Origin of the sequence: Sorangium sp. So ce131 (assembly GCF_051519095.1) — a bacterium.
Lineage (GTDB): Bacteria > Myxococcota_A > Polyangia > Polyangiales > Polyangiaceae > Sorangium.
Window position 1 is genome coordinate 1,875,449 of sequence record NZ_CP150455.1, and the last position, 22,444, is coordinate 1,897,892.

18 protein-coding genes are annotated in these 22,444 nt (G+C 70.5%); 11 read left to right on the forward strand and 7 right to left on the reverse strand.

Annotated elements, in window-relative coordinates; genetic code table 11:
- Nucleotides 1–29 precede the first annotated feature (29 nt).
- The 7 genes from WMF43_RS06820 (at nt 30) to WMF43_RS06850 (ending at nt 6,002) form a co-directional block, all read left to right on the forward strand.
- Nucleotides 30–1,046: a SurA N-terminal domain-containing protein gene (locus WMF43_RS06820; protein WP_437678386.1), complete on the forward strand. Its 1,017-nt coding sequence runs from the start codon at nt 30–32 to the stop codon at nt 1,044–1,046.
- Complete coding sequence (locus WMF43_RS06825) at nt 998–1,471, forward strand: YkgJ family cysteine cluster protein (protein WP_437678388.1); 474 nt, start codon at nt 998–1,000, stop codon at nt 1,469–1,471. Before WMF43_RS06820 ends, WMF43_RS06825 begins: the two co-directional genes overlap by 49 nt.
- Nucleotides 1,472–1,611: 140 nt before the next feature.
- Entirely contained in the window at nt 1,612–2,172 is a 561-nt protein-coding gene (locus WMF43_RS06830) for an alpha/beta hydrolase (protein WP_437678390.1), read from the forward strand.
- A 233-nt stretch (nt 2,173–2,405) separates the two neighbouring features.
- Nucleotides 2,406–3,689 carry a serine hydrolase domain-containing protein gene (locus tag WMF43_RS06835; RefSeq protein WP_437678392.1) on the forward strand — a complete coding sequence of 428 codons (1,284 nt, stop codon included), beginning with the start codon at nt 2,406–2,408 and terminating at the stop codon, nt 3,687–3,689.
- A gap of 188 nt (nt 3,690–3,877) precedes the next feature.
- Entirely contained in the window at nt 3,878–4,330 is a 453-nt protein-coding gene (locus WMF43_RS06840) for a hypothetical protein (RefSeq protein WP_437678394.1), read from the forward strand.
- A 140-nt stretch (nt 4,331–4,470) separates the two neighbouring features.
- Nucleotides 4,471–4,986, forward strand: a complete 516-nt coding sequence (locus WMF43_RS06845; RefSeq protein ID WP_437678395.1) for a hypothetical protein — start codon at nt 4,471–4,473, stop codon at nt 4,984–4,986.
- Nucleotides 4,983–6,002, forward strand: a complete 1,020-nt coding sequence (locus tag WMF43_RS06850) for an HTTM domain-containing protein (protein ID WP_437678397.1) — start codon at nt 4,983–4,985, stop codon at nt 6,000–6,002. Before WMF43_RS06845 ends, WMF43_RS06850 begins: the two co-directional genes overlap by 4 nt.
- A gap of 110 nt (nt 6,003–6,112) precedes the next feature.
- Here WMF43_RS06850 and WMF43_RS06855 read toward each other — a convergent pair whose 3' ends face one another.
- On the reverse strand, nt 6,113–7,543 hold the full coding sequence (locus WMF43_RS06855) for an RICIN domain-containing protein (RefSeq protein WP_437678399.1): 1,431 nt from the start codon (nt 7,541–7,543) through the stop codon (nt 6,113–6,115).
- 240 nt (nt 7,544–7,783) lie between these two features.
- The gene (locus WMF43_RS06860; protein WP_437678401.1) at nt 7,784–9,325 is read right to left on the reverse strand and encodes an RICIN domain-containing protein; all 1,542 of its coding nucleotides are present in this window, start codon (nt 9,323–9,325) and stop codon (nt 7,784–7,786) included.
- Between the two features lie 1,176 nt (nt 9,326–10,501).
- Between WMF43_RS06860 and WMF43_RS06865 the strand changes: the two genes are divergently transcribed.
- A complete protein-coding gene (locus WMF43_RS06865; protein WP_437683959.1) occupies nt 10,502–11,731 on the forward strand; it encodes a flavin-dependent oxidoreductase in 1,230 nt (409 codons plus the stop codon).
- Nucleotides 11,732–11,822: 91 nt separating this feature from the next.
- Here WMF43_RS06865 and WMF43_RS06870 read toward each other — a convergent pair whose 3' ends face one another.
- Nucleotides 11,823–12,131, reverse strand: coding sequence for a GMC oxidoreductase (locus WMF43_RS06870; protein WP_437678402.1), 309 nt, complete (start codon nt 12,129–12,131; stop codon nt 11,823–11,825).
- A gap of 86 nt (nt 12,132–12,217) precedes the next feature.
- Between WMF43_RS06870 and WMF43_RS06875 the strand changes: the two genes are divergently transcribed.
- On the forward strand, nt 12,218–13,648 hold the full coding sequence (locus tag WMF43_RS06875) for an RCC1 domain-containing protein (RefSeq protein WP_437678404.1): 1,431 nt from the start codon (nt 12,218–12,220) through the stop codon (nt 13,646–13,648).
- A 258-nt stretch (nt 13,649–13,906) separates the two neighbouring features.
- On the opposite strand, the gene WMF43_RS06880 is transcribed toward WMF43_RS06875, so the two are convergent.
- Complete coding sequence (locus tag WMF43_RS06880; RefSeq protein ID WP_437678406.1) at nt 13,907–15,778, reverse strand: hypothetical protein; 1,872 nt, start codon at nt 15,776–15,778, stop codon at nt 13,907–13,909.
- Between the two features lie 364 nt (nt 15,779–16,142).
- Here WMF43_RS06880 and WMF43_RS06885 point away from each other — a divergent pair, with 364 nt between their 5' ends.
- Nucleotides 16,143–17,378, forward strand: a complete 1,236-nt coding sequence (locus tag WMF43_RS06885; RefSeq protein WP_437678408.1) for an alpha/beta hydrolase family protein — start codon at nt 16,143–16,145, stop codon at nt 17,376–17,378.
- Between the two features lie 89 nt (nt 17,379–17,467).
- Here the strand turns inward: WMF43_RS06885 and WMF43_RS06890 are convergent, their stop codons facing one another.
- The 3 genes from WMF43_RS06890 to gpmI form a co-directional block, all read right to left on the reverse strand.
- The gene (locus WMF43_RS06890) at nt 17,468–18,307 is read right to left on the reverse strand and encodes a hypothetical protein (protein ID WP_437678409.1); all 840 of its coding nucleotides are present in this window, start codon (nt 18,305–18,307) and stop codon (nt 17,468–17,470) included.
- Nucleotides 18,308–18,486: 179 nt separating this feature from the next.
- Nucleotides 18,487–19,959: a serine/threonine protein kinase gene (locus tag WMF43_RS06895; protein ID WP_437678411.1), complete on the reverse strand. Its 1,473-nt coding sequence runs from the start codon at nt 19,957–19,959 to the stop codon at nt 18,487–18,489.
- Between the two features lie 13 nt (nt 19,960–19,972).
- The gene (gpmI, locus tag WMF43_RS06900; RefSeq protein WP_437678413.1) at nt 19,973–21,601 is read right to left on the reverse strand and encodes a 2,3-bisphosphoglycerate-independent phosphoglycerate mutase; all 1,629 of its coding nucleotides are present in this window, start codon (nt 21,599–21,601) and stop codon (nt 19,973–19,975) included.
- A gap of 207 nt (nt 21,602–21,808) precedes the next feature.
- Between gpmI and WMF43_RS06905 the strand changes: the two genes are divergently transcribed.
- The gene (locus WMF43_RS06905; RefSeq protein WP_437678415.1) at nt 21,809–22,375 is read left to right on the forward strand and encodes a Uma2 family endonuclease; all 567 of its coding nucleotides are present in this window, start codon (nt 21,809–21,811) and stop codon (nt 22,373–22,375) included.
- The last annotated feature ends 69 nt before the right edge of the window (nt 22,376–22,444 follow it).

The following is a 22,444-nucleotide window of genomic DNA, read 5'->3' on the forward strand; positions in this document are numbered from 1 at the left end:
CAGCTGGACTCACGTGGTAGAGGCGCCGCATGCGCGCACCGCTTCGCCTCGCCCTCGCCGGGCTCGTCGCCGCCGCCGGCCTCTTCGCTCCGCTCGCCGAGGCGGTCGTGAGCGAGCGCATCGTCGCCGTCGTCGGGGACCGGGCCATCCTGCTGTCGGATCTGCGGCAGCGGGCGCGCCCCTTCCTCCTGCAGATCCAGGCGAAGGTCCCGCCGGGCGCGCAGCAGGCGGCGGCCGAGTCGCAGCTCTTCCGCGAGCTCATCCAGAAGATGGTGGACGAGGAGCTCGAGGGCCAGGCCGCCGAGCGGGCGAACATCCGCGTGACGTCGGACGAGATCGAGTCCGCGTTCCGGAACATCGCGGCGGCGGAGCAGACGACGGTCGAGGAGCTGTTCCGGCTCGCGCGGACGAGCTCCGGGCTCACCGAGCAGGAGTACCGCGACGAGATCCGCCGGCAGATCCTCGAGGGCAAGATGCTGCAGCTCCGGGTGCGGGGCCGCATGCGCCTCACCGAGCAGGACGTGCAGTCCACCTTCGCCCGGCTCGTGCGCGAGGAGCGCCGGCGGCGCGACTACCACCCGGCGTGGATCGTCCTCCGCATCCTCCCCGGCTCGAGCGCGGCGGCGGTCGAGGAGCGCCGCGCGCTCGCCGCGGCGCTCGCCGAGCGCGCGCGGCGCGGGGAGGATTTCGCGGCGCTCGCCCGGCAGTTCTCGGACGACACCGCGACCCGCGACGGCGGCGGCGATCTCGGGATCCGCGCGCCCCAGGGGTCGCAGTCCGCGGCGGCCGGCAAGTACGACGTGATGGCCCCGGAGCTCGAGGGCGCGCTGATGGGGATCGAGCCGGGCGACGTGGTCGGGCCGATGCGCGCGGGCGACGCGTTCGTCGTGATGAAGCTCCTGAGCCGTCAGCCCTCCCGCTTCACGACGCTCGAGGCCGCCCGCCCGGAGATCCTCCAGCGCCTTCAGGCGGAGATCCTGCAGAAGGCGAAGCAGAAGTGGCTCGAGGAGCTGAAGCGCGGGACACACGTCGAGGTCCGGCTCTGACGCGCGCGCGCGAGGGCGGCGGCGCGGCCGCGGGCGGCGGCGACGCCGTCCCGGAGTGCACCACGTGCGGCACCTGCTGCTTCTCGACGCTGCCCGAGTACGTCCGCGTCTTCGGGGTCGACCACGACCGCATGGATGACCGCGCGCGGGAGCTCACGCACTTCGTCGGCAACCGCTGCTTCATGCGGATCGAGGACGGCCGCTGCGCCGCGCTGGTGCTCGACGCGGAGCTCGGCCGGTTCCTGTGCTCGATTTACGAGATGCGCCCGGACTGCTGCCGCGCGCTCGAGCGCGGCAGCGGCGCCTGCCTCGGCGAGCTGCACGAGAAGCGGGAGCGGCCGCTGCTCGCGCTCGAGCGGCTGCGGCGACAGGCGCGCGAGGCGGAGGGGCCGCCCGGCGAGGCCGAGGGGCTGCCCGGCGGCTGAGCGACGCCGCTCACGAACACACGAATCCAGGGGGGCGCATTCGGCTTCATGCCGGGCATTGCGGAGGCGGCGTCGCGCGCGGTCGACGAGGGCAAGCACCTGGGCGACTTCGGCAACGTCCGTAGGGCACAGCGGAGGGATTGGCCATATCGTCCAGGCCAGCCGAGGCCCACCCCGAGCGGCTGCGCGGGCTCATCGTGCAGAACGCCAACGCGTACGTCGAAGGCCTGTCCGAGGCGCTGCGGGTGGGCATCCGGCACGCCCACGAGGACCGGTCTCCGGCGAGCGCCGCCGCCGTCGCCCAGCTCGTCAGCGCCGAGGGGGTCAAGCAGGAGCAATACCTCCGGCACGTGCCGGCGGCGCACCGCGAGCGCGTGAGCCCCGACGCCTGGACCCACGACCTCGCGTGGCTGGCCACCCCGCAGGATCGCGCGATCCAGGTCCAGCTCATCCAGGACTACCAGACGAACGTCGATCGCTATCCGTCATGGCGTGTGTTCCTGCGCACCCGGAAGCCGCCGACCCTCATCGTGTGGGGCCGCAACGACGCGGACTTCGTCAGCGCCGGCGCGAAGGCGTATCTCCGCGATCTCCCCGACGCAGAGCTCCACTTGCTCGACGCGGGGCACTTCGCCGTGGAGGAGCGGCCGGTCGAGATCGCCCAGCACATCGCGCGCTTCATGGAGCGGCTGCCTCGCTGACCCTTCCAGGCGTATCCGACGCTGTGACGCGGCCTACCGCGGCGAAGCCGCTCGCGGCTGGCATTGCTGTGATCGTGTCGGGGAGGGCACCCTTGTCGTCCGCGCGCGTTGACACCCTCACACCACCTGCGCGTTGATGCGCGCCCTTCGCAGGGCCGCCCTGAGACGCTCTCGGGAGCAGCACGGCGGAGCACAGCAGTGAATTTCATTGGGGGATCGTGGAGATCGGATCGATGAGCCGTGTTTTTCAGCGGACCGCTTTGTTCGCCTGCGCTGGGGCCGCTCTGCTCGCCGGGTGCGGCAGCTCCTCGCCCGCGTCGCTTCAGCCAGAGGCGAGCTCGCTCGGTGAGGGCGGCGGGGGCGGTGGAATCGGGGGCGGTGACGTAGGGACCGCCGGGGGCGCGGGCGGCGGGACGAGCGTCGATTGCGACGAGGTCTCGGCCGAGCTCCAGGCCGCGCTCGACGCGGCCGTGGAGGAGCAGGGGCTCCCCGGCGCAGCCGCCGCCGTGAGCCTCGGCGCGTGCAGCTGGCGCGGCGCCTCCGGGGTGGCGGACGCAGAGGCGAAGGTCCCCATGCGACCCGATGACCTCTTTCGGGTAGGGAGCATCACCAAGACCTTCATGGCCACGCTGGCGCTGATGCTGCGCGCCGAAGGCCGCCTGTCGCTCGACGATGACGTCTCCAAGTACGTGGAGGGCGTCCCCGACGGCGAGCAGATCTCCGTCCGGCAGATCCTGAACCACACGAGCGGTATCTACGATTTCACGCAGAGCGACGAGTTCTGGTCCGCGGCCCTCTCCGATCCAAAACGCGCGTGGACGCCCCGGGAGCTCATCGAGGTCGCCGCGTCGCATCCGCCGTATTTCGAGCCTGGGCAGGGCTTCGCTTACTCCAACACCAACTACATCATCGCTGGTCTGATCCTCGAAGCCGCGTCGGGAGAGCCCGTCGGCGAGCTGCTCCGCGCCCGGATCCTCGAGCCGGCAGGGCTCGCGCACACCTACCTCGACGGCGCCGAGGCCGCCCTGCCGGGCCTCGTGCGCGGCTACGGGGTTGACCGGGGGAAGCTCGTCGACACGACGTCCGCGGCGGATCCGTCGGCGGCCGGCACCGCGGGCGCCCTGGTCTCGACGGCCGATGACCTCACGCGCTTCTACCGCGGGGTGCTCGACGGCGAGCTGCTCGGCCCAGCCGAGCTCGCGGAGATGACCTCCTGGGTGGACGCGAGGCCGGGCGAGGTCACCGGATACGGGCTCGGGCTGTCCCGCCGTGAATCCCGGCTCGGCACCCAGTACGGGCATGACGGCGGTATCTGGGGATTCGTGTCCTCGTCCTATTACGCGGTCGACAGCGACGCTTCTATCACCGTGCTCGTCAACCTCGAGGTCGGCGACGCCCGCGGGATCGTCGATGACCTGTCGGATGTCCTCATCATCCGCCGAGCCGAGCGGGGCGCGGTCGCCGCGAGTCCGACACGCGCGATCGTGCACGCCGGGGCCTCGAGCGCCGGGCGCTGACCGCCGCCTGCACACTCGAACTTCCGTCGGCCGGGGCGCCCTGCGCGGAACCGGGTTTGTCGGGAGTCGACGCCGCGGCGCGGAGCGCCGGCGGTACGCCGTAAACGGGCCTCACGCTTGCATCGTCAAGGTCGCAGCCTGGATGGGATAACGCCGATCCAGCCGCTCGCATTGAAAAGGAGTCCATGATGAAGCTGGTGAGAGCGCTTTGTGCGCTGCCCCTGTCCGGCATCGCCTTCGGCACGACGCAGCTCGCTGCAGCGGAGACCACAACGCCGATAGAGGAGCTCGTGATCGTCGAGGAGACGGCGAGCCCGGAGCTCGACGAATCCCGGGTCGTCGTGGCCCCATATCGTGCTTACCGGCCGTACGGCCTGTATGGCTACCGGCCATACAGCGCTTACGGCTACCGGCCGTACGGCCTGTATGGCTACCGGCCATACAGCGCTTACGGCTACCGGCCGTACGGCCTGTATGGCTACCGGCCATACAGCGCTTACGGCTACCGGCCGTACGGCTACCGGCCGGGCTTCCGGCCGTACGGGTGGCATCGGCCGTGGCGCTCGCTCTCCTCGGGCGTTGAGGCGGCTCCGGGAGGGGGCATTCCCACGCCGGAGGTGGACGTCCCCGACGATCGATGATGGCGCGCTGCTCGCAGCGTCGAGGCGCCGAGGCCCAGCCGCCGCGCCTCGGCGCCGCGCGGCCGCGCAGGGCCTGAAGGCGCGTGAAGTCGGAAGGGATCCTCATGGGTGGAAGAGCACGAAGCCGTGGGCGCACCGTCTTGATCGTCGCCGCCGCCGCAGCGCACCTCGGCTGCGTCGTCCTCGGGGCGCTCCACGTCGATCCGCAGAAGGCGGGGGCACTCGGCGGGGTGATCGCCTATCATGGTGCGCTCTCCGGCGCCGGCAGCGGCTACAACTTCTTCGCTCCCGCGGTCAGCGCGCTGCCCTGGGCCAGGTTCCAGGTCACGGACGCGAACGGCGTGGTCCACGCCGAGGTGCTGGAGTCCGGAGCCAACCACGAGGCGGATCTCCGCGTCAGGAGCATCCTCTCGCTGTTCTTGCAGGCGGAGGGCGAGGCGCTGCGGCGCTCGCTCGTCGCCTCGTGGGCGGGCAAGATGTTCGCGAGGTACCCCGGGGCCGAGAGCGTGGTCGTCCGGCTGGAGATCTGCGATCTGCCCTCGATGCAGCAGTACCGCGAGGGCCGCCGTCCGGCGTGGGACCTGCTCTATCAGGCGAAGCTCGTCTCGCGGTCCAGGGGTCCGGCCGCCCGGCAGAGAAACGGCGGTGCGCCGTGATCGGGCCGCGCGGGATCTCCTGCAGAGCGGGACTCTCCCGCGTCGCCTCGCTCATCGAGCGTTTCGCGCTCGCCCCTGCGTCCGCAGAGCCCCTCGCGGCGCTCCGCATCGGGCTCGCGACCGTGCTCCTCGTCCAGGCGGCGCTCGTCGCTCCCGCGCTCTTCGAGCTTTACGGTCCAGCAGGCATCCTCCAGGGCCCGCTGCGGGAGGCCTTCGCCGAGATCCATCTGCCGGGAATCGGCTGGCTGGCCGAGCGGCTCGGCCCGCTCGGGATCCGCGAGACATCGCTCCTCGCATGCACCGGCGCCGTCTACGTGCTCTCCCTCGCCTCGCTGCTCTGCGGGTTCCGGACGAGGGCCTCTGCCCTGATCGCGTGGATCACCCACAGGATGCTGATGGTGACGGCGGACGCCACCGTTTACGGAGCGGATCTCTTCGCCAACATCTTTCTCTTCTATCTCGTCTGGATCCCGTCAGGCGCCGCGCTGTCCGTCGATCGATGGATGCGCGGGCCGAGCCGCGCGGCCGCCGAGCCGACGCCGGCCGCGCGGCTCGGGCTGCGCGTCGTCCAGCTGCACCTCTGCATCGCATACCTTGCCAGCGGGCTGGAAAAGGCGTCAGGCCCGTCGTGGTGGAACGGCGAGGCGATCTGGCGCTCGGTCATGCTCCCGGAGTACCGCCAGCTCGATTTCTCCTGGCTGGCCTGGCACCCGTGGATCGCGCAGGCCGCGGGGTGGGCGGTGCTCGGCGTGGAGATCGGGTATGCATTCCTCATCTGGCCCCGGCTCACCCGGCGCGCCGTCATCGTGGCCACGGCCCTCCTGCACCTCGGGATCGCGGCGTTCATGGGGCTCGGCGTGTTCGGCGCCATCATGCCGGTATTCACGCTCGCCGCCTTCGGGGTGCCCGCGGACGCCCGCGCCCCATCGCCGTCGCGGAGGCGCTCGCGCGCGGGCTCGACGTGCCCGTCGCCTTTCACGACGAGCCCCCGCGCGATCACTGGGCCGCGATCATGACCCTCGCCGCCCGCCTCGGCCCGCCCGGCGCCCTCGCCCGCCTTGCGCGTGCGACCCAGCTGCCGTTTCTGCCGAAGAATCTATCGCGTGTTGTGCATGGACACGCGAGGTCAGAATTGCGTGAAGAAGTTCCAGATGGCCGAGCTCGCGAAGCTCGGCGTCTGGTGGTCACCGGGGAACTCGCAGCGGTGCACCGGGTATCCCTCCCGGCACCCTTGATAGGCGACGCACGAGCTGGGGCCCACGGGGGTCGTCTCGGCGCTGCAGCCGTTCTTGCGCACGAAGACGTCGAGCGCCGTCCTTCCGGCCGAGACGGGGACGACGCTGTCGGACAGGCCGTGCGACATCCAGACGGCGACAGGCTGGGTGTTGGATTGGTTGCAGCCGCTGTAGAGGGCGCCGGACATCGGCGCGATGGCGCGGAAGACGTCGGGCATATCACAGCCGAGCGCGTTCGACATCATCCCTCCGAAGCTCCACCCGGTCGAGAAGACGCGGCTCGTGTCGACGCACAGGTTGGCTTTGAGGGTGTCGACCATGGCGCGGGCGAAGGCGATGTCGCGCCCGCCCGAGTTGGCCCAGCCGCTGTCGATGCCGTTCGGCGAGACGAAGATGGCGCTGCCGTTCGCCAGCGCCTTGAGCCCATAGTACCCGTTGTTCACGACGTCGTTGGCCGAACCGCCGCGCCAGTGCCAGCCGAACACCAGCCGATACGCCCTGTTCGGGTCGTAGTTCGCGGGGATGTCGAGCACGTACTGGCGCGTGGTGCCGTTGACGTTGATGGTGCGGTTACCGCTGGCGAGGGAGGTGGGAATACCGCAGCCGGCGCTGCGCGTACCGCCGGAGCCGCCGGAGCCGCCGGAGCCGCCGGAGCCGCCGGAGCCGCCGGAGCCGCCGGAGCCGCCGGAGCCGCCTGAGCCGCCGGAGCCGCCTGAGCCGCCCGTGCCGCCTGAGCCGCCGGTGCCGCCGGTTCCCGAGCTCACGGGTGTGAGTCGGAATTGCTGGTTGGTGCCGCCGTTCGACGCCCATTGAATCACGGCGGTGCCGTCCGCGGTGCCGCGGCCGTAGACGTCCAGGGACTTGCCGCTGTGGCGCGCGGTGAGGCGCACGACGCCGCTGGCGACGTCCGTGAACGACCACTGCTGGTTTTGTCCGGTCCAGCAGGAGTATTGCTGGACGGCGGCGCCGTCGCTGGTGGAGGCGCCCGTGACGTCCATGCAACGGTTGCTGTTGACGTTGCGGATGCGATAGTAGCCGCCGCCCGCCGATTCCATGCGGAACTGTTGCCGCGTTGAGCCGTTGCAGCTGGCGATCTGCATGGCCGCTCCATCCGCGGTGCTGCCTCCAGACACCTGCACGCATTTTCCACTCTGGACGCCGACGATCGTGTAGACCGCGCTCGTGTCGACCGTGATGGCGCCCTCGAGCGAGCCTTTCTCCTCGATGTCGGCGTCGTACGCCTCCTCGGGGCCGATGACGCACGACACGACGAGGATGCCCGTCGCCGCCGCAAACAAGCTCTGCTTGGTTCCGAATCTCATCTTGTCCTCCTCGTCCTGTCGAGTAAGTGGAGCTGCCATCTCTTCACTGCTCAACGCGGCCTTCGTAGGTCGGGGCCGCTCGCCGCGCGCTCGAGGCTCCCGAGCCGGACGCCGCGCCGGCCGTCGCCGCGGCGGATGAACGTCGAGACGCGCGCAGGGTGGATAGGTTCGCTCTGCGCGCGTCAGGGTCGGTCAAACCGCCCTGCTCCTCGGAGCAAGGCGGTTCGAGGGCGAGCCAGCCTAGGGCAGATTGGCAGAAGAGACCTGCCAGGTTCTGTCGGTGCAGAAGCGGCAGCTCGGGCCGACGAGCATGCCCTTGCCGGTGGCCGATTCGTCGCCCTTGAGCCACCAGTTGAGCCACGCCAGGTTGACCTGGGTGAACTCGCCGCCGTTCCGGGCCCACAGATCGCCCCCGTGATCCGCGCCGACCTTCGCGAACATCATGACCGGAATATCACCCAAGGCGGCGATGTTCGCGAAGTCTCTCGCGCCGTTCGCGTTCGCACCCAGGCTGTCCGCGGTGCCGGTGACGATCAATACGGGTGTGTGAATCGAGTTGTAGAAGGCTTGATTCGCCGAGAAAGAACCGCTGCTCGTGTGCCCCCAGGTCGTTATTCTGGGATCCGCGGCGGTCCCCGCCGCCATCAAGCCGCCGCAGGAGAAGCCGTTCGCGGCGACCTTCGTGGTTTCGATATGATGGTAGTAGGCGCTGCAAGGCTTCTCGTTCTGGGCGATCACCCAGTCGACGTAGGCGAGCAGCACGCTGCCTCCGCTCCCGAGGTCGCGGTTGGGCGCGCTGTTTACCGGCGTCCCGTCCGCCACCACGAAGTAGCCATGCGAGGCAATTTCGGCCATGGCCGCTTGATTCGCGAGGCCGTCTCGCGAGCATGCGCCCTCCCCCCAGACGAAGATCGGATACTTGGCGTCTCCGCTGAGATCCGCCGGACGATAGATCGTGCCCTGGTTGATGCCCGGGTCCGAATTCGTCTCGACGACCACCCGGTGAGGGCCGCTCCCCGACACGTTTCGACCCGTCGGTTGTGACGCGGTGCACGTGCCGCCACCGGAGCCGCCGGAGCCACCGGAGCCGCCGGAGCCGCCGGAGCCGCCGGCGCCGCCTGAGCCGCCCGTGCCGCCTGAGCCGCCGGTGCCGCCCGTGCCGCCTGAGCCGCCGGTGCCGCCGGTGCCGCCTGAGCCGCCGGTGCCGCCGGTACCCGAGCTCACGGGCGTGAGTCGGAATTGCTGGTTGGTGCCGCCGTTCGAGGCCCATTGGATCACGGCGGTGCCGTCCGCGGTGCCGCGGCCGTAAACGTCCAGGGACTTGCCGCTGTGGCGCGCGGTGAGGCGCACGACGCCGCTGGCGACGTCCGTGAACGACCACTGCTGGTTTTGTCCGGTCCAGCAGGAGTATTGCTGGACGGCGGCGCCGTCGCTGGTGGAGGCGCCCGTGACGTCCATGCAACGGTTGCTGTTGACGTTGCGGATGCGATAGTAGCCGCCGCCCGCCGATTCCATGCGGAACTGTTGCCGCGTCGAGCCGTTGCAGCTGGCGATCTGCATGGCCGCTCCATCCGCGGTGCTGCCTCCAGCCACCTGCACGCATTTTCCACTCTGGACGCCGACGATCGTGTAGACCGCGCTCGTGTCGACCGCGATGGCGCCCTCGAGCGAGCCTTTCTCCTCGATCTCGGCGTCGTGCGCCTCCTCGGGGCCGATGACGCACGACACGGCGAGGATGCCCGTCGCCGCCGCAAGCAAGCTCTGCTTGGTTCCGAATCTCATCTTGTTCTCCTCGTCATGTTAAGTAAGTGGAGCTGGAATCTTCTCAGTGCATAACGCCGCCCTTGCGTAGGTCGGGGTCGCTCGCCGCGCGCTCAAGGCTCCCGAGCCGGACGCCGCGCCGGTCTTTGCCGCTGCGGAGGATCGTCGGGATGCTCGCAGGGTAGATAAGTTCAATACGCGTGCGCCAGACGACACGATGAGCTCAATCCTGAAAATGTGATGCTGCATCAAAATCATCCATGCATCGAACGGGCCGCCTTCACTCCACAGCGCCTCAGGACCTGCTGCATGACAATGAAGCGCACGAGCAGTAGCGACCCCATCATCGAGCGGCTGGCGTTGCCCTACAACACAACCAGATATTTATGGCGCACACCTCGAGAGGCCTGCTGCTGGGCGCGATACGTCGGGTCGCTTCCGGGGTTCCCTCCGCTGCCGGCTGCACCGGGGTCCCACCGCCGCTGAGATCGTTGCTGCAACCAGGGTCGCCACTGGCCAGGACCGCGATCCCAGCCGCGAGCAACATGACCGATCGCTACTTCATGACTGTCTTCCGGATGCGCATGACGGCCCATCCGGAGCGAAGCAAGAGCATGACTACCGGTCGACAGTGTGAGCGTTCACATGTCCGGTGTCAACTTCGATCGACCAGCCCGCCGCTCGGCCAGCGAGGTGCGCGCTGCTGTGAGCATTCACAAATTCACCCAGCCAGCGCGCTGGCGTGCTGAGCCGCGCCGCGCCGTCCAGCTCGCCCCTGCTTCCGCGCTCAGCGTGGGTCCGGGCCACTCGGCACGACTCCGTGCGAGGGGCTCGACCGTGTTCACCGAGTCCGTGTCGCTCGGCTCTTCCCCTGCCATCGGCGCGAGCAGGCGCGGCACGCGCAACATCATCCCGATCACCGGGGGCGCGGTCACCGGTCGAACGCTGCTCAGCGGCCTGTCGGGCTTTGTAGGAACACCGGCGCCTGGCGCGGTCACAGGCCGTGCGCTATCACGGAATGTGTCCATGCCTTCGGGATACCATGCTGCGGCTCAGCACGGATGATCGACCACGAGGCTGGACATTTCAATGCACAGCGGCCGCGATGAGGACCCTCCGCGGCCGCCGTGCCGGCGAGCGAGAGGGCGGCGGCTTCAACCAGGGGCGGCGTCGAGCCGCATGTCTACGGGAGGACTTATGCAAGTGATCGTCGCGGGCGCCGGGATCGGCGGTCTGGCCGCGGCTCTGGCGCTGCACGCCTCGGGTCATGAGGTGACGGTGTACGAGGCGGCGCCCAGCATCCTGCCGCTCGGGGTCGGCATCAACCTCCTGCCCAACGCCGTCGAGGTGCTGGGCGAGCTGGGCCTGGCCGAGGCCCTGTTGGCAGACGGGGTGGCGACCCGGGAGCTCGTCTATTTCAATCGCTTCGGCCAGCGCATCTGGGGCGAGCCGCGCGGCCGCTTCGCCGGGCATGCCGCGCCGCAGATCTCCTTGCATCGCGGCGCCCTGCAGGGCGTGCTGCTCGACGCCGCCGCGCGGCGGCTGGGCCCTGACCGGGTGATCTGCGATCGGCGCCTCTCGGGCCACGAGCAAGGCGAAGGCCGCGTCGTGGCGCGCTTCCTCGACCGCGCGGGCGCGGCGCGGGAGGTTCCTGCCGACCTCCTGATCTGCGCCGACGGGATCCACTCGGCGGCGCGCGCCGGCCTCTATCCGGACGAGGGGCCGCCGATCTACGGCGGTCACATCCTGTGGCGGGGGACCACCATGGCGGCGCCCTTCCTCACCGGCGCCAGCATGGTCCTTGCTGGGCACCAGGACCAGAAGTTCGTCGTCTATCCGATTTCACCACCGGGGCCGGACGGCCTCCAGAGGATCAACTGGGCCGCCGACCTCGCGGTCGCCAGGAGCATGCGACGGGAGGACTGGAACCGGCCGGGCGACCCCGCCGAGTTCCTGCCCAGGTTCGAGGACTGGCGCTTCGGCTGGCTGGATGTGCCCGGCCTGATCCGGGGCGCCGAGGCGATCTACGAGTTCCCGCTGGTCGACCGCGATCCCCTGCCGCGCTGGAGCCATGGGCGCATGACGCTGCTGGGCGACGCCGCCCATCCCATGTATCCGAACGGCTCCAACGGGGCGAGCCAGGCCATCCTCGACGCCCGCGCCCTGGTCCGCGCGCTCGCCGCCCATGCCGATCCGGTGGAAGCGCTGGCCGCCTACGAGGCCGAGCGCCTGCCCGCCACCGCCGCCATCGTCGCGGCCAATCGCCGCAACGGTCCGGAGCAGTGCCTGCAGATCGCCTACGAGCGCGCGCCCGACGGCTTCGACCGTATCGAGGACGTCTTCGCCCCCGGCGAGCTGGAGGCCATCGCCGCCCGCTACAAGGTGCTGAGCGGCCTGAAACACGCCTCGGAGCCCGTCGTGCGCTGACAGGAGCCCCCGGCGAACGTTCCTGTCGCATCCTCCGTTCTGCTCGCTCATTGCCGGGCTTGCGTCCTGTTTGTGCGGCGCGCTCGCCGCCTCAGAGCTTCCGGCTGATGGCTTCGGCGATCATGATCGTCGTCACGTTCGTCGGCGCCGAGATGATGTCCGGCATGATCGACGCACCGACGACGTGCAGGCCGTCAACGCCGCGGACCGCACCCCCTGCATCGACGACGGCGCCCGGATCGTTCGGTCGAGCTCGTCCGCGCCCGCCTCGCTGGATCGGGTCCAGAGGATCGCGCCGGCGACCGGGGTCATCGACCTGGCTTCGGGCTTCAGCGCGTAGACGTTGTAGCAGCGCCCCGAAGGCGCTCGGGGAAGCGTGGACATCGGTGAGCGGGCACAACTGGACTTCTTGTCCTCCGTGCGGTAAGGCTGCGTAAAGGACGCTGGGGGTGTAGCCGGATGCTCGAGATGAAGAGGAACACCCAGATGCGACCGAACGTCTGCTCCTTTCTCGTCGTCGCCGCCGCCCTCGCTGCGGGGGCAGGATGCTCCGCTCCCGATCGGCATTTCTCGGACAGCGGCACGGGCGGCGGAACGGGCGGCGGTCCGATCGATGCGCAGGGCGACGGAGGCGGCGGCGCGTCGGGCGGGGGCGACGGCGGGGGCGGCGGAGGCGCGTCCGGCGGGGGGGGCGGTGGTGATCCTGGATGCCAGATCCCGCCGGACAGCCCCACGCTCGCCGACGCGATCATGGTGGCTGCGGGCGACAGCCATACGTGCGCGATCCGGCATGGCGGCTCCCTCTACTGCTGGGGGGACAACTCGTTCGGCCAGCTGGGGGTTCCGCAGGCGATGGCGGTCTCCTCGAGCACGCCGGTGAGAGTGCTCTTCCCCGCGTCGCTCGGCACGGCGACGATCACGCAGATCGCGTTGACCGAGCGGTCGACCTTCGCGATCGACAGCCAGCTCCGACTCTGGGCCTGGGGAAACAACGAGACCGGGATCCTCGCGAACGGCTCCAAGGACTCGATGGCCCATGACGTCCCGGCGATCGTCAATGACGGTGCGGCCCCGTTGCTCGTCCGCAAGATCGCGCCGGAGTGGTACTCGGCGTGTGCGCTCACCTCGACCAGCAGCATTTACTGCTGGGGGGCCAACCTGTTCTCGAGCCTCGGGCCGGACGCGAGCGGCGAGGAGAGCCTCGTCCCGGTGAAAGCGTTCAACTTCACCGCGACGGCCGGTCCGAGGGCCGTCCTCGCGCGGGGCATCGGCTCGATAGGCAGCTGCTTCTCGACCGGGGCCGCGGAGGACGGGCTGCGCTGCTGGGGCGCGATCGGCGGCGGTTATATCCTCACGAACACCTCCGCCAGCTCCCAGGGCGGCGTGAACTACAGCGCGCACATGCCGCTCATCGAGGCGGGGGCGACGCTGCCCTTCTCCGAGATCTCCTACGGCACGAACTTCGGCTGCGCGCGCGACGACGTGGGAGGCCTGTTCTGCTGGGGGACGAACAACAGCTCAGGCCAGCACGGCGCCGAGGCTCCCCCGGCCGGGACGGCGGCTGCGATCCCGGGTGTCTGGGGGCCGATGTCCACCGGCTACGTCTTCGTCTGCGCGATCGACGACCAAAGGCGGCTTCGCTGCCGTGGCAGCAACGAGCAAGGGCAGCTCGGTCGCAGCACGCCGATGATGGGCGATAACGCGCGGATGGAACCCGTCGTGCTCGGCGACGGCGCCGAGCTCACCAAGGTCGTCGCGGTGAGCGCCGGCTTCTTCCACACGTGCGCGATCGTCGAGGGGGCGTGCGGCCCCACGGGCCCTGGTCAGGTCCTGTGCTGGGGCAGAGGCACCCTGGGTCAGCTTGGCGACGGCGCCGGGACGAGCTCCGCGGTCCCCGTCGAGGTGAAGGCGCCCTGAGCGCTCTCTCGGACACAGGCCGCGACGCGCCCTGAACGGCCGATGTCGCCGCGCGCGGCGCGAGCAGACCGACTGCTCGCGGCCACGTCCCCCAGATCGAGAATCCCGAGCCCCTGCTCAAGCTCGTCTGGGAGTTCGCCGATGCTCACGCCACGAACGCTCGAGGCCCCGGCGCTCGTGATGAGCGGGGCCGCGCGCGTGAAGGCAAGCCGCCCCGCCCTTGCTGTTGATGCTGATGCTCCAGCTCCAGTCGTCGCCTCAGGCGGTGGTGCCGTCGTTGATGAGGCCGAGGCTCGCGAGCTTGGTCAGCAGATCGGCGAGGGCGGCGTTGTCGCCGCGCGATCCGGTGACCGTGGGGCGCGTGGCCGGCTGCGACGTGGTCCCATAGAAGCCGGGGCCGCCGCCGTGGTTGAGCGTGAACACGATGCCGTTGTTCCGCACGACGACGAGGTACGCGCCGTCGCGGCTCTCGGTGGGCTCGATGATGAGCTGACCGAGATAGGTGCTGAGCCGGGTGCCGAGGACCGCGCCAGATCCATTGTTGTTGTCCTGTAGCTGCAGCTGGCCGTTATGGAATTTCATGCGCGTGCCGGTCGTTAGGTGCTCGCCCATGATCGGCGTGTAGGTGGGCATGGCCGGGCTGCCGTTGGAGTAGAGCGACGTGTACGCGCCCGCGACCGGATTGACGGACGCGTGCGCGCCGTTGAGGTAGCGGCAGCCGATCTCCTGGATGAGCCCAGCGTCGGCATATCCCATGAGCGGCGGTGCCAGATGGACGGCAGGAGCGTTGCTCGTCACCTCACCGTCGAACGTGCACGACACCAGCGTGAGATGGCCATTCTGCTGGAAGTCGAGGATGCGGCGAGGGCTGCCGGTCGAGCGGCGGTAGAGCACGCGCACGCCGAGGAACAACGTCGCCATCGGGCGCAGCAGGGTCGACGTCGTCGGCTCGAAGGCGTAGGTGGTCAGGCACTCCGTCTCGTGCGTGTTGCCGACGAACCTCGCGTATTGCGCCTTGGCAGCGACGTAGACCTCGGCAACGGCGCTGGCGTCGGCGCAGAAGAAGCAGCGAGAGACGGTGATGTCACCCCCGAGGAACCTCGCGCCGTGCTGGAGTTGGCTCGTGAACACGCCATCCTCGAAGACGGTGGAGACCGTCTGATTGCCTTCTTGCTGGACGCCGATCGCTCCGCCGTTCAACCAGAAGCGCTTGAACGTGTTGAACGCGAGATCGTGGTTCACCGACTCGGTCGGGTCGTTGCCGACGTGGACGGCGATGCCTGTCGACGCCAGGTTGCTGATGACGACGTCCTCGAGGAAGTTGCCCTTGGCGGGCGCGTCGGTGGTGCGCAGCCGGAAGCCGACGGTCGCGACGCCGCCGCCGTCGAGCATGAGCCCGACGATGCCGCAGCGCATCGTCGACGCGAAGTCGACCATGGTCCCCGCGCCACCCGACCACAGGAGCTTCGCGGAGCGGTGATCGTAGGCGCCCGCCGAGCCCCAGGTCCCGGCGCCGCCCGGACCGCACAGGACGACGCTATCGTCCTTGGTGATCACGATCGTGCTGCTGACGTGCCACGTGCCTTGCGGGAAGAAGATGCGCCCCCCGTCGACGCCACCGACCGGGGTCGCTACGGCGAGCGCCCTCTGGATCGCGATGTCGTTCTGCGCCGCGTAGGTCGACGAGCCGGCCCTGGCGCCGAACCAGCGCACGTCGAGGTGGCCGCTGTAGATGCGGATCCAGCGCCCGATCACGGTCGCGCCGCACTGGATCGTCGGCACGATCACCGTGCCGCCGTCGTCCCCGCTCGACGTGCTGGGGTCCCATGAGAACACGCCACCCCCGCCGTCGTTGGCGACCGCAAAGCCGCGCGCGATCACCACCTCGGACTCGACGCAACCGAGGCTCTTCCGCAGATCGACCTCGACCGTATCAACCCACTTCACCGGGGTCGTGCCGATCGCAGCCAATGACGTGGACAGCGGCGGAGACTCCTCGATCGCAGGGTCGGCGCAGCCGCCGAGCACCGACGCGCCGACGAGGGAGCCGAGCGACCCAAGGAAGGTCCGCCGCACGCCAAGGTTGAATTCGTCGCCTCGTTCAGGGTTCGATTTGGATTGGTCCTTCATTCGTGGATTGTCAGCGAGGCACGATGGGCAGTCAACAAGGCGCGTCAGCCGAGAGAGGATCGAGAGCGGAGACAGGCCGGAGATGCGGTTACGCGCGAGGTCCGCTTCGCGAGGCGCTCCGCCGACGGCGTGTGCTGACGTGCTCGCAGGTGCTCGACGGAAGAGCATCCGCGGTGGACGGGTGATCGGCGCGGGGCGGAAGGGGACTCACGCAGACACATCGATCTGTCGCAGCGCCATTGCACCTGCCCCGCAGAGTCCATACAGTGCAAAGACGCCATATCCGGCGGAATAGCGGGAACAAGGGGGGCATGGCATGAAGCACCACCGATCGCATCGGGCTCTGGGTCGCAGTCGCACGCTCGTGACGCTCGGTCTCTGGCTGGGCGCCGCCACGGGCGGATGTCTGGAGCCGGCGGCGCCGGGAGACGACGGCTCTTCGCTCAGGGCGGAGCAGGGGGAAGCCGCTTTGCGCAGCGCCGGCACGGGCAAGGAGCAGTGCGCGCCGCCCGGGGCGGGCCAGGAGAGGGCCGCCACGCTGGAGGCGCTCGCGGAGAACGGCCGGTACGGGTTCGCGACGCGAGACTTCGTCTTCGTGGACGCGACGCGCCCGACGCCGGAAAGCGGCACCTTCCCGGGGGCGCCGAGCAGGACGCTGCCGGCGCGGGTGTGGTACCCCGCGCGCCATCTCACGGCCGCGTCTCCGCCTCCGGAAGAACGCGTGCCCGTGGCGTGCGGAGGGCCGTTTCCGCTGCTCGCGTACGCGCACGGGCTCAGCAGCCTGGGTGACAACGCCCGCTTCTTCGCCGAGCACCTGGCCACGCACGGCTACATCACGGTGGAGCCGCTGTTCCCGCTCTCGAACGGGAACGCGCCGGGAGGGCCCACCATCGGGGACGTGCCGAATCAGGCCGCGGACCTCTCGTTCGTGATGCGACGGGTGGCAGAGCTCGACGGCGCCGACGCGGACCTCGGAGAGGCCGTGGATCCCGAGCGCCGGGGCCTCATGGGCCTGTCCGCAGGAGGGCTCACCGTGCTGCTGGCCGCCTATCACCCCGTCCTGAAGATCGGAGACATCCAATCCGTCGTGGCGATGGCGCCCCTGTCGTGCTTCCTGGGAGCGGCGATCTACAGCCGCCCGCTGCCAGCGCTGATCCTCGCGGGGACCTCGGACGAGCTGGTGCCCATCCCGGGGCCGAGGAAGGCCTTCGAGAACGCGCCGGCGCCGGTGACGCTGGTGGAGCTCACGGGCGGAACCCACAGCGGGTTCATGGGCCGGGAGACGCCGTTCGTCGAGAACACAGATACGCTGGAGTGCACGCGGCTGCTGAGCACCGGCCCGGGGAGAGGCGGCGCCGCGCTCGCGGCGGGCATCATCAACGGCGTCGGGCCCGGCGCGTTCGACCCGGCGGGCTGCACGCCGCTCTGCAGCCAGCGTCATCCCCAGGCCATGGGGGCGACGCGGCAGCTCAAGCTGGCCCGCGCGGCGACCCTAGCGCACTTCGAGGAGAGCCTGCGAGGGCACGAAGAGGTGAGTCACCTCCTGCTCCGGGATCTCGCCAACGAGGTGGAGGACGCCCACGTCCTGACGAAGCGTTGAGCTGACGAAGCGTCGAGCGGCAGGCGTCCGCCGACGCGCGGCCTGGACATCCACAGGTGGGCCCGTCTCCGCAGCGGGTGCCCGCCGCTCTAGAACTCGACCAGCAGGCCTATCGCTGGATAGACGATGAAGCTGTCCAGATCGACCGAGGCCGTGCGCTCCCCGAGCACGTCGAGGTCCCCGCTCGCGAAGAGCTCCACCAGCGTCAGCTCGAAGCCGAAGAACACGTGCTTGTAGCCGAGCGCCGCGCCGGCCTGCCCGCCCAGGTAAAGCCCGTTTCCAGAGAACGACGCGATCTCTCGCTCGCCCGGGTAGCCGGTGAACGCGGGCAGGTTCATGACAAGCCTCGTCCCGAACGTCGTCCACATCAGGCGGGGACCACCCCAGACCCGGTACCACGTGCCCGCCTTGCCGACCTGGATCGGCAGATCGATCTGCCAGCGCGTGAAATCCTCGAGCTCGACGATATCGAGGAAGCTCCCGACCGGGAACTCGAGCACGTAGCGGCCCACGCCGGCGCCGACCGTGAGGTCGACCCCGTGTTTGTCGCTCTGAAGGAGCTGGTAGCGGGTGCCCAGCCGGAGCGCGCTGCCGCTGTAGCGGAGGTTGAGCTCCCAGCGGTCGAGGGCGGTGTAGCCGACGCCGAGGTGCGGCGTGACCGAGGGCGGGTTCAGCGCGAGCGCGGCGCCCGCCTCGAAGAGCGTCATCCGCTCGCGCTCGGACAGCTCGCGCGACCCGGCGGCGTCGGCCACCTCGACGCCGGCGTCGACGAGCGCGCCGATCGTGCCGGCCGGGAGTGAGGCGTCCGTCCCGAGCGTGGCCTGCACATGACCTTTCGCTGCGACGTGGGCCGGCGCCAGCGTCGAGAGCGCGGGAGCACACCCGCTCGCGCAGGCGGCCACGAAGAGCGCGAGGGCGCGCGGGATCACGCGCTCACCCCACGACGCGGTCGCTGCCGGATGACCTCTTCTCTCTTCATTCCGCCGCTCCCCTCGCACGGTTTCCTGCCTGCCCTCCACCCTCGTCTCCCTGCGGTCGCCACCCGAGCGGTCCGACCTCCCGCGCCCCCCCGACGACCAGGCCGGCGACGACCGTGCCGGCGCCGAGCCTACGGCGACGCGTCCCTGTCCTCCACCGGCGGGCCCGCGTCCGGCGCGGGCCGCTCGATGCGCATGCTCACGTCGGTCGTGACCGTCTGCCCGGCCGAGACGGTGATCGTGCGCTTCTCCTCGGGCGCGTTCGGGTGCCGGAACGTCACGAAGTGCCGCCCCGCCTGGAGCGGGATCGCCCGGGCCATCGGCGTGACGTCGATGAGCTCCCCGTCGATGATGACCTCCGCCCACGGCCTCGCGAGCACCTTCAGGTAGCCGCGCTCCTCCGAGGCCGCGCCGGGCTCCCGGCCCTCGGCGCTGGGCGGCCCGGCCGCGTCCTGCTGGCGGAAGCCGAGCTCGATGAGCGCGCCGCCCGCGACGATCAGCGCGAAGACGCCGGCCAGCCGGCGCACGTCGGGCCAGAGCGGCGGCGCGTGCCGCGGCGCGAGGGCGGGGCGCGCGGCGGGCACGTCCGCGGGCAGGGGCTCGTCGCCGCCGAGCTTCGCCGCCGCGAGCGCCTTGACGATGAGCGCGCGCGCCGGCGGCTGACCGCGCTCCGAGAGCTCCTCGGCCAGCGCGTCCGCGACCGCGCGGCCGCTCTCGTAGCGCTGCTCCGGCTCCTTCTCGAGGCACCGGAGCACCACCCGCTCGAGGCCGCGCGACACCTCCGGCAAGAGCGCGCGCAGCGGCTGCGGCGGCGCGCTGCGGATGCGGTGCGCCACGGCCCTGCCGTCGGCCCACCGCTCGTCCTCGCGCTCGCGCGGCGCTCGGCTCCCGCCGGCGCCGCCTGCGCCACCCACTCCCCCCGCGCCGCCCGCGCCGTCCGCCCCCTCCGCCCGCGGCGGGTCGAACGGCCGCACGCCCGTGAGCATCTCGAACAACATGACGCCGAGCGCGAACACGTCCGCCTGCGGCCCGGTCTCCGCCCCGAGGATCTGCTCCGGGGCCATGTAATCCGGGCGCGCGAACGTGTCGCTGCCCTCGAACGGCTCGGGCAGCGACGGCAGCCGGCCGTCGAACGCCGCGGCGAACTCCAGGATCTTCACGCCGCCCGATGGCGTCACGACCACGCGCTCGGGGCGCAGCTCGCGGTGCACGACGCCCCGCTCGTGCGCGTGCCCGAGCCCGCGCGCGATCTCCAGCGCGATCGCCGCCGCCGCGTTCTCTTCCAGGCGGCCGGCGCGCGCGCAGAGCGCCGCGAGCGTCGGCCCCGAGAGCGGCTCCAGCACGAGCCAGATCCGGTCCTCGTCGCGCTGGAAGTCGTGGATGTCGACGATGTTCGGGTGCCGGATGCGGGCGAGGATCTTCGCCTCGCGCTCGAGCCCGGCCGCGAACGCGCTCGCGGCCGACACCGTGGGCTTCAGCGTCTTGACCAGCGCCGCACGGCCGAGCTCCGCGTGCTCGGCCCGGTACGTCACCGTGAGCGCCCGCGCCGAGACGGCCTCGCGCAGGATGTACGGGCCGAGCTGCCTCTCCTCGTCTGCGACCACTACCGCGCGACCGCTACTGCTTCACGCGGAGCGAGCGCCCCGTCATCGCCGCGGGCTGCGGGAGCGCGAGGATCTCGAGCATCGTCGGCGCGACGTCGCAGATGCGCCCGCCCGACCGGAGCACCACGCCCGGGTCGTGCTGGTTCACGTAATAGAGCGGCACCGGGTTCAGCGTGTGCGCCGTGTGCGGGTTGCCGTGCTCGTCCTTCATCTGCTCGCAGTTGCCGTGATCCGCCGTGATCATCAGCGCGCCGCCGGCCTCGCGCACCGCGGCCGCGATGTCCCCGAGCCCCTTGTCGACCGCCTCGACCGCGTGGATGGCGGCCTCGAGGATGCCCGTGTGCCCGACCATGTCCGGGTTCGCGAAGTTCACCAGGATGAAGTCGTACTTCCCGCTCTTGATCGCGGCCACCACCTCGCGCGCGACGCCGGCCGCGCTCATCTCGGGCTTCTGGTCGTACGTGGCGACGTCGCGCGGCGACGGCACGAGCTTCCGGTCCTCGCCCGGGAACGTCTCCTCGCGCCCGCCGTTGAAGAAGTACGTGACGTGCGCGTACTTCTCGGTCTCCGCGCACCGGAGCTGCGTCAGCCCGGCGCGGCTGATCACCTCGGGGAACGAGTTCGTCACCTCGTCCTTGGGGAACGCGACCGGCAGCTTCAGCGCCGCGTCGTACTCGGTCATGCAGCTGTAGCAGTGCTCCTGGAAGGCGTAGACCGGCTTGCCGCGGTCCGTGAGCTGCTCCGCGACCTCGGGCGGCAGGTTCCGCCGCGTGAGCATCGCCGAGATCTCGCGCATGCGGTCGGGCCGGAAGTTGACGGAGAGGCCGACCTCCTCGCCCTGCCACTCCCAGACGGGGCTCGGCGACGCGAAGTCGGCGACGAAATCGCCCTTGATGCCCTTGTAGTCGCCGATGCGGACGGGCTCGACGAACTCGTCCGTCTTCCCGGCGGCGTACGACTGCTGGATCGCCTCGTACGCCGTCTCGACGGTCGGGGCCTCGCCGCGCACGATCGCCGTGTAGGCCTTCGTGACGCGCTCCCAGCGCTTGTCGCGGTCCATGGCGTAGTACCGGCCCGAGATGGTGCCGATGACCCCGACGCCCTCGAGCGCCGCCTCGATCTTCTGGACGTAGCCCCACGCGCTCTTCGGCGGGGTGTCGCGGCCGTCGAGGAAGGCGTGCAGGACGACGGGCACCTCGTGGAACTTCGCGAGCTGGAACAGCGCGATGAAGTGGTCGAGCGACGAGTGCACGCCGCCGTCCGAGACCAGCCCGAAGAGGTGCAGGCGACAACCGCGCTCCTTCGCGACGCGGAACGCCCTGTCGATGACCTGGTTCGATCCGAGCTTGTTCTCGGCGATGGCGACGTCGATGCGCGAGATGTCCATCAGCGCGATCCTGCCCGCCCCGAAGTTCAGGTGGCCGACCTCGCTGTTGCCCATCTGCCCGACGGGGAGGCCGACGTCGGGGCCGCTCGTCCCGATCAGCGTCTTCTGTGCCTCGCGCTTGATCGCGTCGAGGTGCGGCGTCGTCGCGAGGGCGATCGCGTTCTGGTCCTTTTCTTCGCGCTCGCCGAATCCATCGAGGATGCAGAGGACGAGCGGGCGGGGACGGGTGCTGGGGGAAGGTGCGGCTTCGCTCATGGGCGCGGAATCTACAACGAAGTTGCGGCGATCGGGGGGTAGAGCTCCGGGAATTTCGACCCGCCGGACGCGCCGCGAGCCCGGGCCGGACGCCTCCGGCGGCGCGGTCGCGGGGCGCGCGGCGCGCGGCGTGGACCCGGGGGGCGCGGCCGGTCCTCCCCGGCCGAGAGAGCCGGTCGACGGCGGCGCGCGTGCTAACCTCGGCCCATGGCCGACTGCGCGCGCCGCGCCACCTACCAGGATGTGCTTGACACGCCCCCGAACCAGGTGGCCGAGATCTTGAACGGCGTCCTCCACGCGACCCCGCGGCCCTCGCTGTCCTGCCGCAACGTCACCTCGGTGCTCGCCGGCGAGCTCTACCTGCCGTTCCGCCGCGGCATCAAGGGGCCCGGGCGGTGGGCGCTGCTCGTCGAGCCCGAGCTGCACCTCGGCACCGATCCGGACATCGTGATGCCCGACATCGCCGCGTGGCGCCGCGACCGGATGCCGCAGATCCCGATGCGGAACGCGGCCATCTTCCTCGCGCCCGACTGGGTCTGCGAGGTGATCTCGCCGTCCACCGAGGCGATCGATCGCGGCGATAAGATGGCCATCTACGCGCGCGAGCTCGTGGCCCACTACTGGCTCATCGATCCGCGGCTGAGATCGCTCGAGGTCTACCGCATCGACGCGGGGCGCTTCGCCCGCATCGGGGCGTGGGAGGGCGACGTCACCGTGCGCGCGGCGCCGTTCGACGCGGTGGAGATCGAGCTCGGCGTGCTCTGGCAGGAATAACGCCGGCGCTGCGCGGGAAGAACGAAACAAGAGCGCCGGGGCGGCGCTTGCGCTCGGCCTGAGGCGCTC

What these genes read in the sequence shown, in the direction of transcription:
- WMF43_RS06840 (WP_437678394.1), top strand. Translation starts at nt 3,878, where the DNA reads ATGAAGCTGGTGAGAGCGCTTTGTGCGCTGCCCCTGTCCGGCATCGCC.
- gpmI (WP_437678413.1), bottom strand. Translation starts at nt 21,601, where the DNA reads ATGAGCGAAGCCGCACCTTCCCCCAGCACCCGTCCCCGCCCGCTCGTC.
- WMF43_RS06875 (WP_437678404.1), top strand. Translation starts at nt 12,218, where the DNA reads ATGCGACCGAACGTCTGCTCCTTTCTCGTCGTCGCCGCCGCCCTCGCT.
- WMF43_RS06820 (WP_437678386.1), top strand. Translation starts at nt 30, where the DNA reads ATGCGCGCACCGCTTCGCCTCGCCCTCGCCGGGCTCGTCGCCGCCGCC.
- WMF43_RS06880 (WP_437678406.1), bottom strand. Translation starts at nt 15,778, where the DNA reads ATGAAGGACCAATCCAAATCGAACCCTGAACGAGGCGACGAATTCAAC.
- WMF43_RS06855 (WP_437678399.1), bottom strand. Translation starts at nt 7,543, where the DNA reads ATGAGATTCGGAACCAAGCAGAGCTTGTTTGCGGCGGCGACGGGCATC.
- WMF43_RS06835 (WP_437678392.1), top strand. Translation starts at nt 2,406, where the DNA reads ATGAGCCGTGTTTTTCAGCGGACCGCTTTGTTCGCCTGCGCTGGGGCC.
- WMF43_RS06865 (WP_437683959.1), top strand. Translation starts at nt 10,502, where the DNA reads ATGCAAGTGATCGTCGCGGGCGCCGGGATCGGCGGTCTGGCCGCGGCT.
- WMF43_RS06860 (WP_437678401.1), bottom strand. Translation starts at nt 9,325, where the DNA reads ATGAGATTCGGAACCAAGCAGAGCTTGCTTGCGGCGGCGACGGGCATC.
- WMF43_RS06905 (WP_437678415.1), top strand. Translation starts at nt 21,809, where the DNA reads ATGGCCGACTGCGCGCGCCGCGCCACCTACCAGGATGTGCTTGACACG.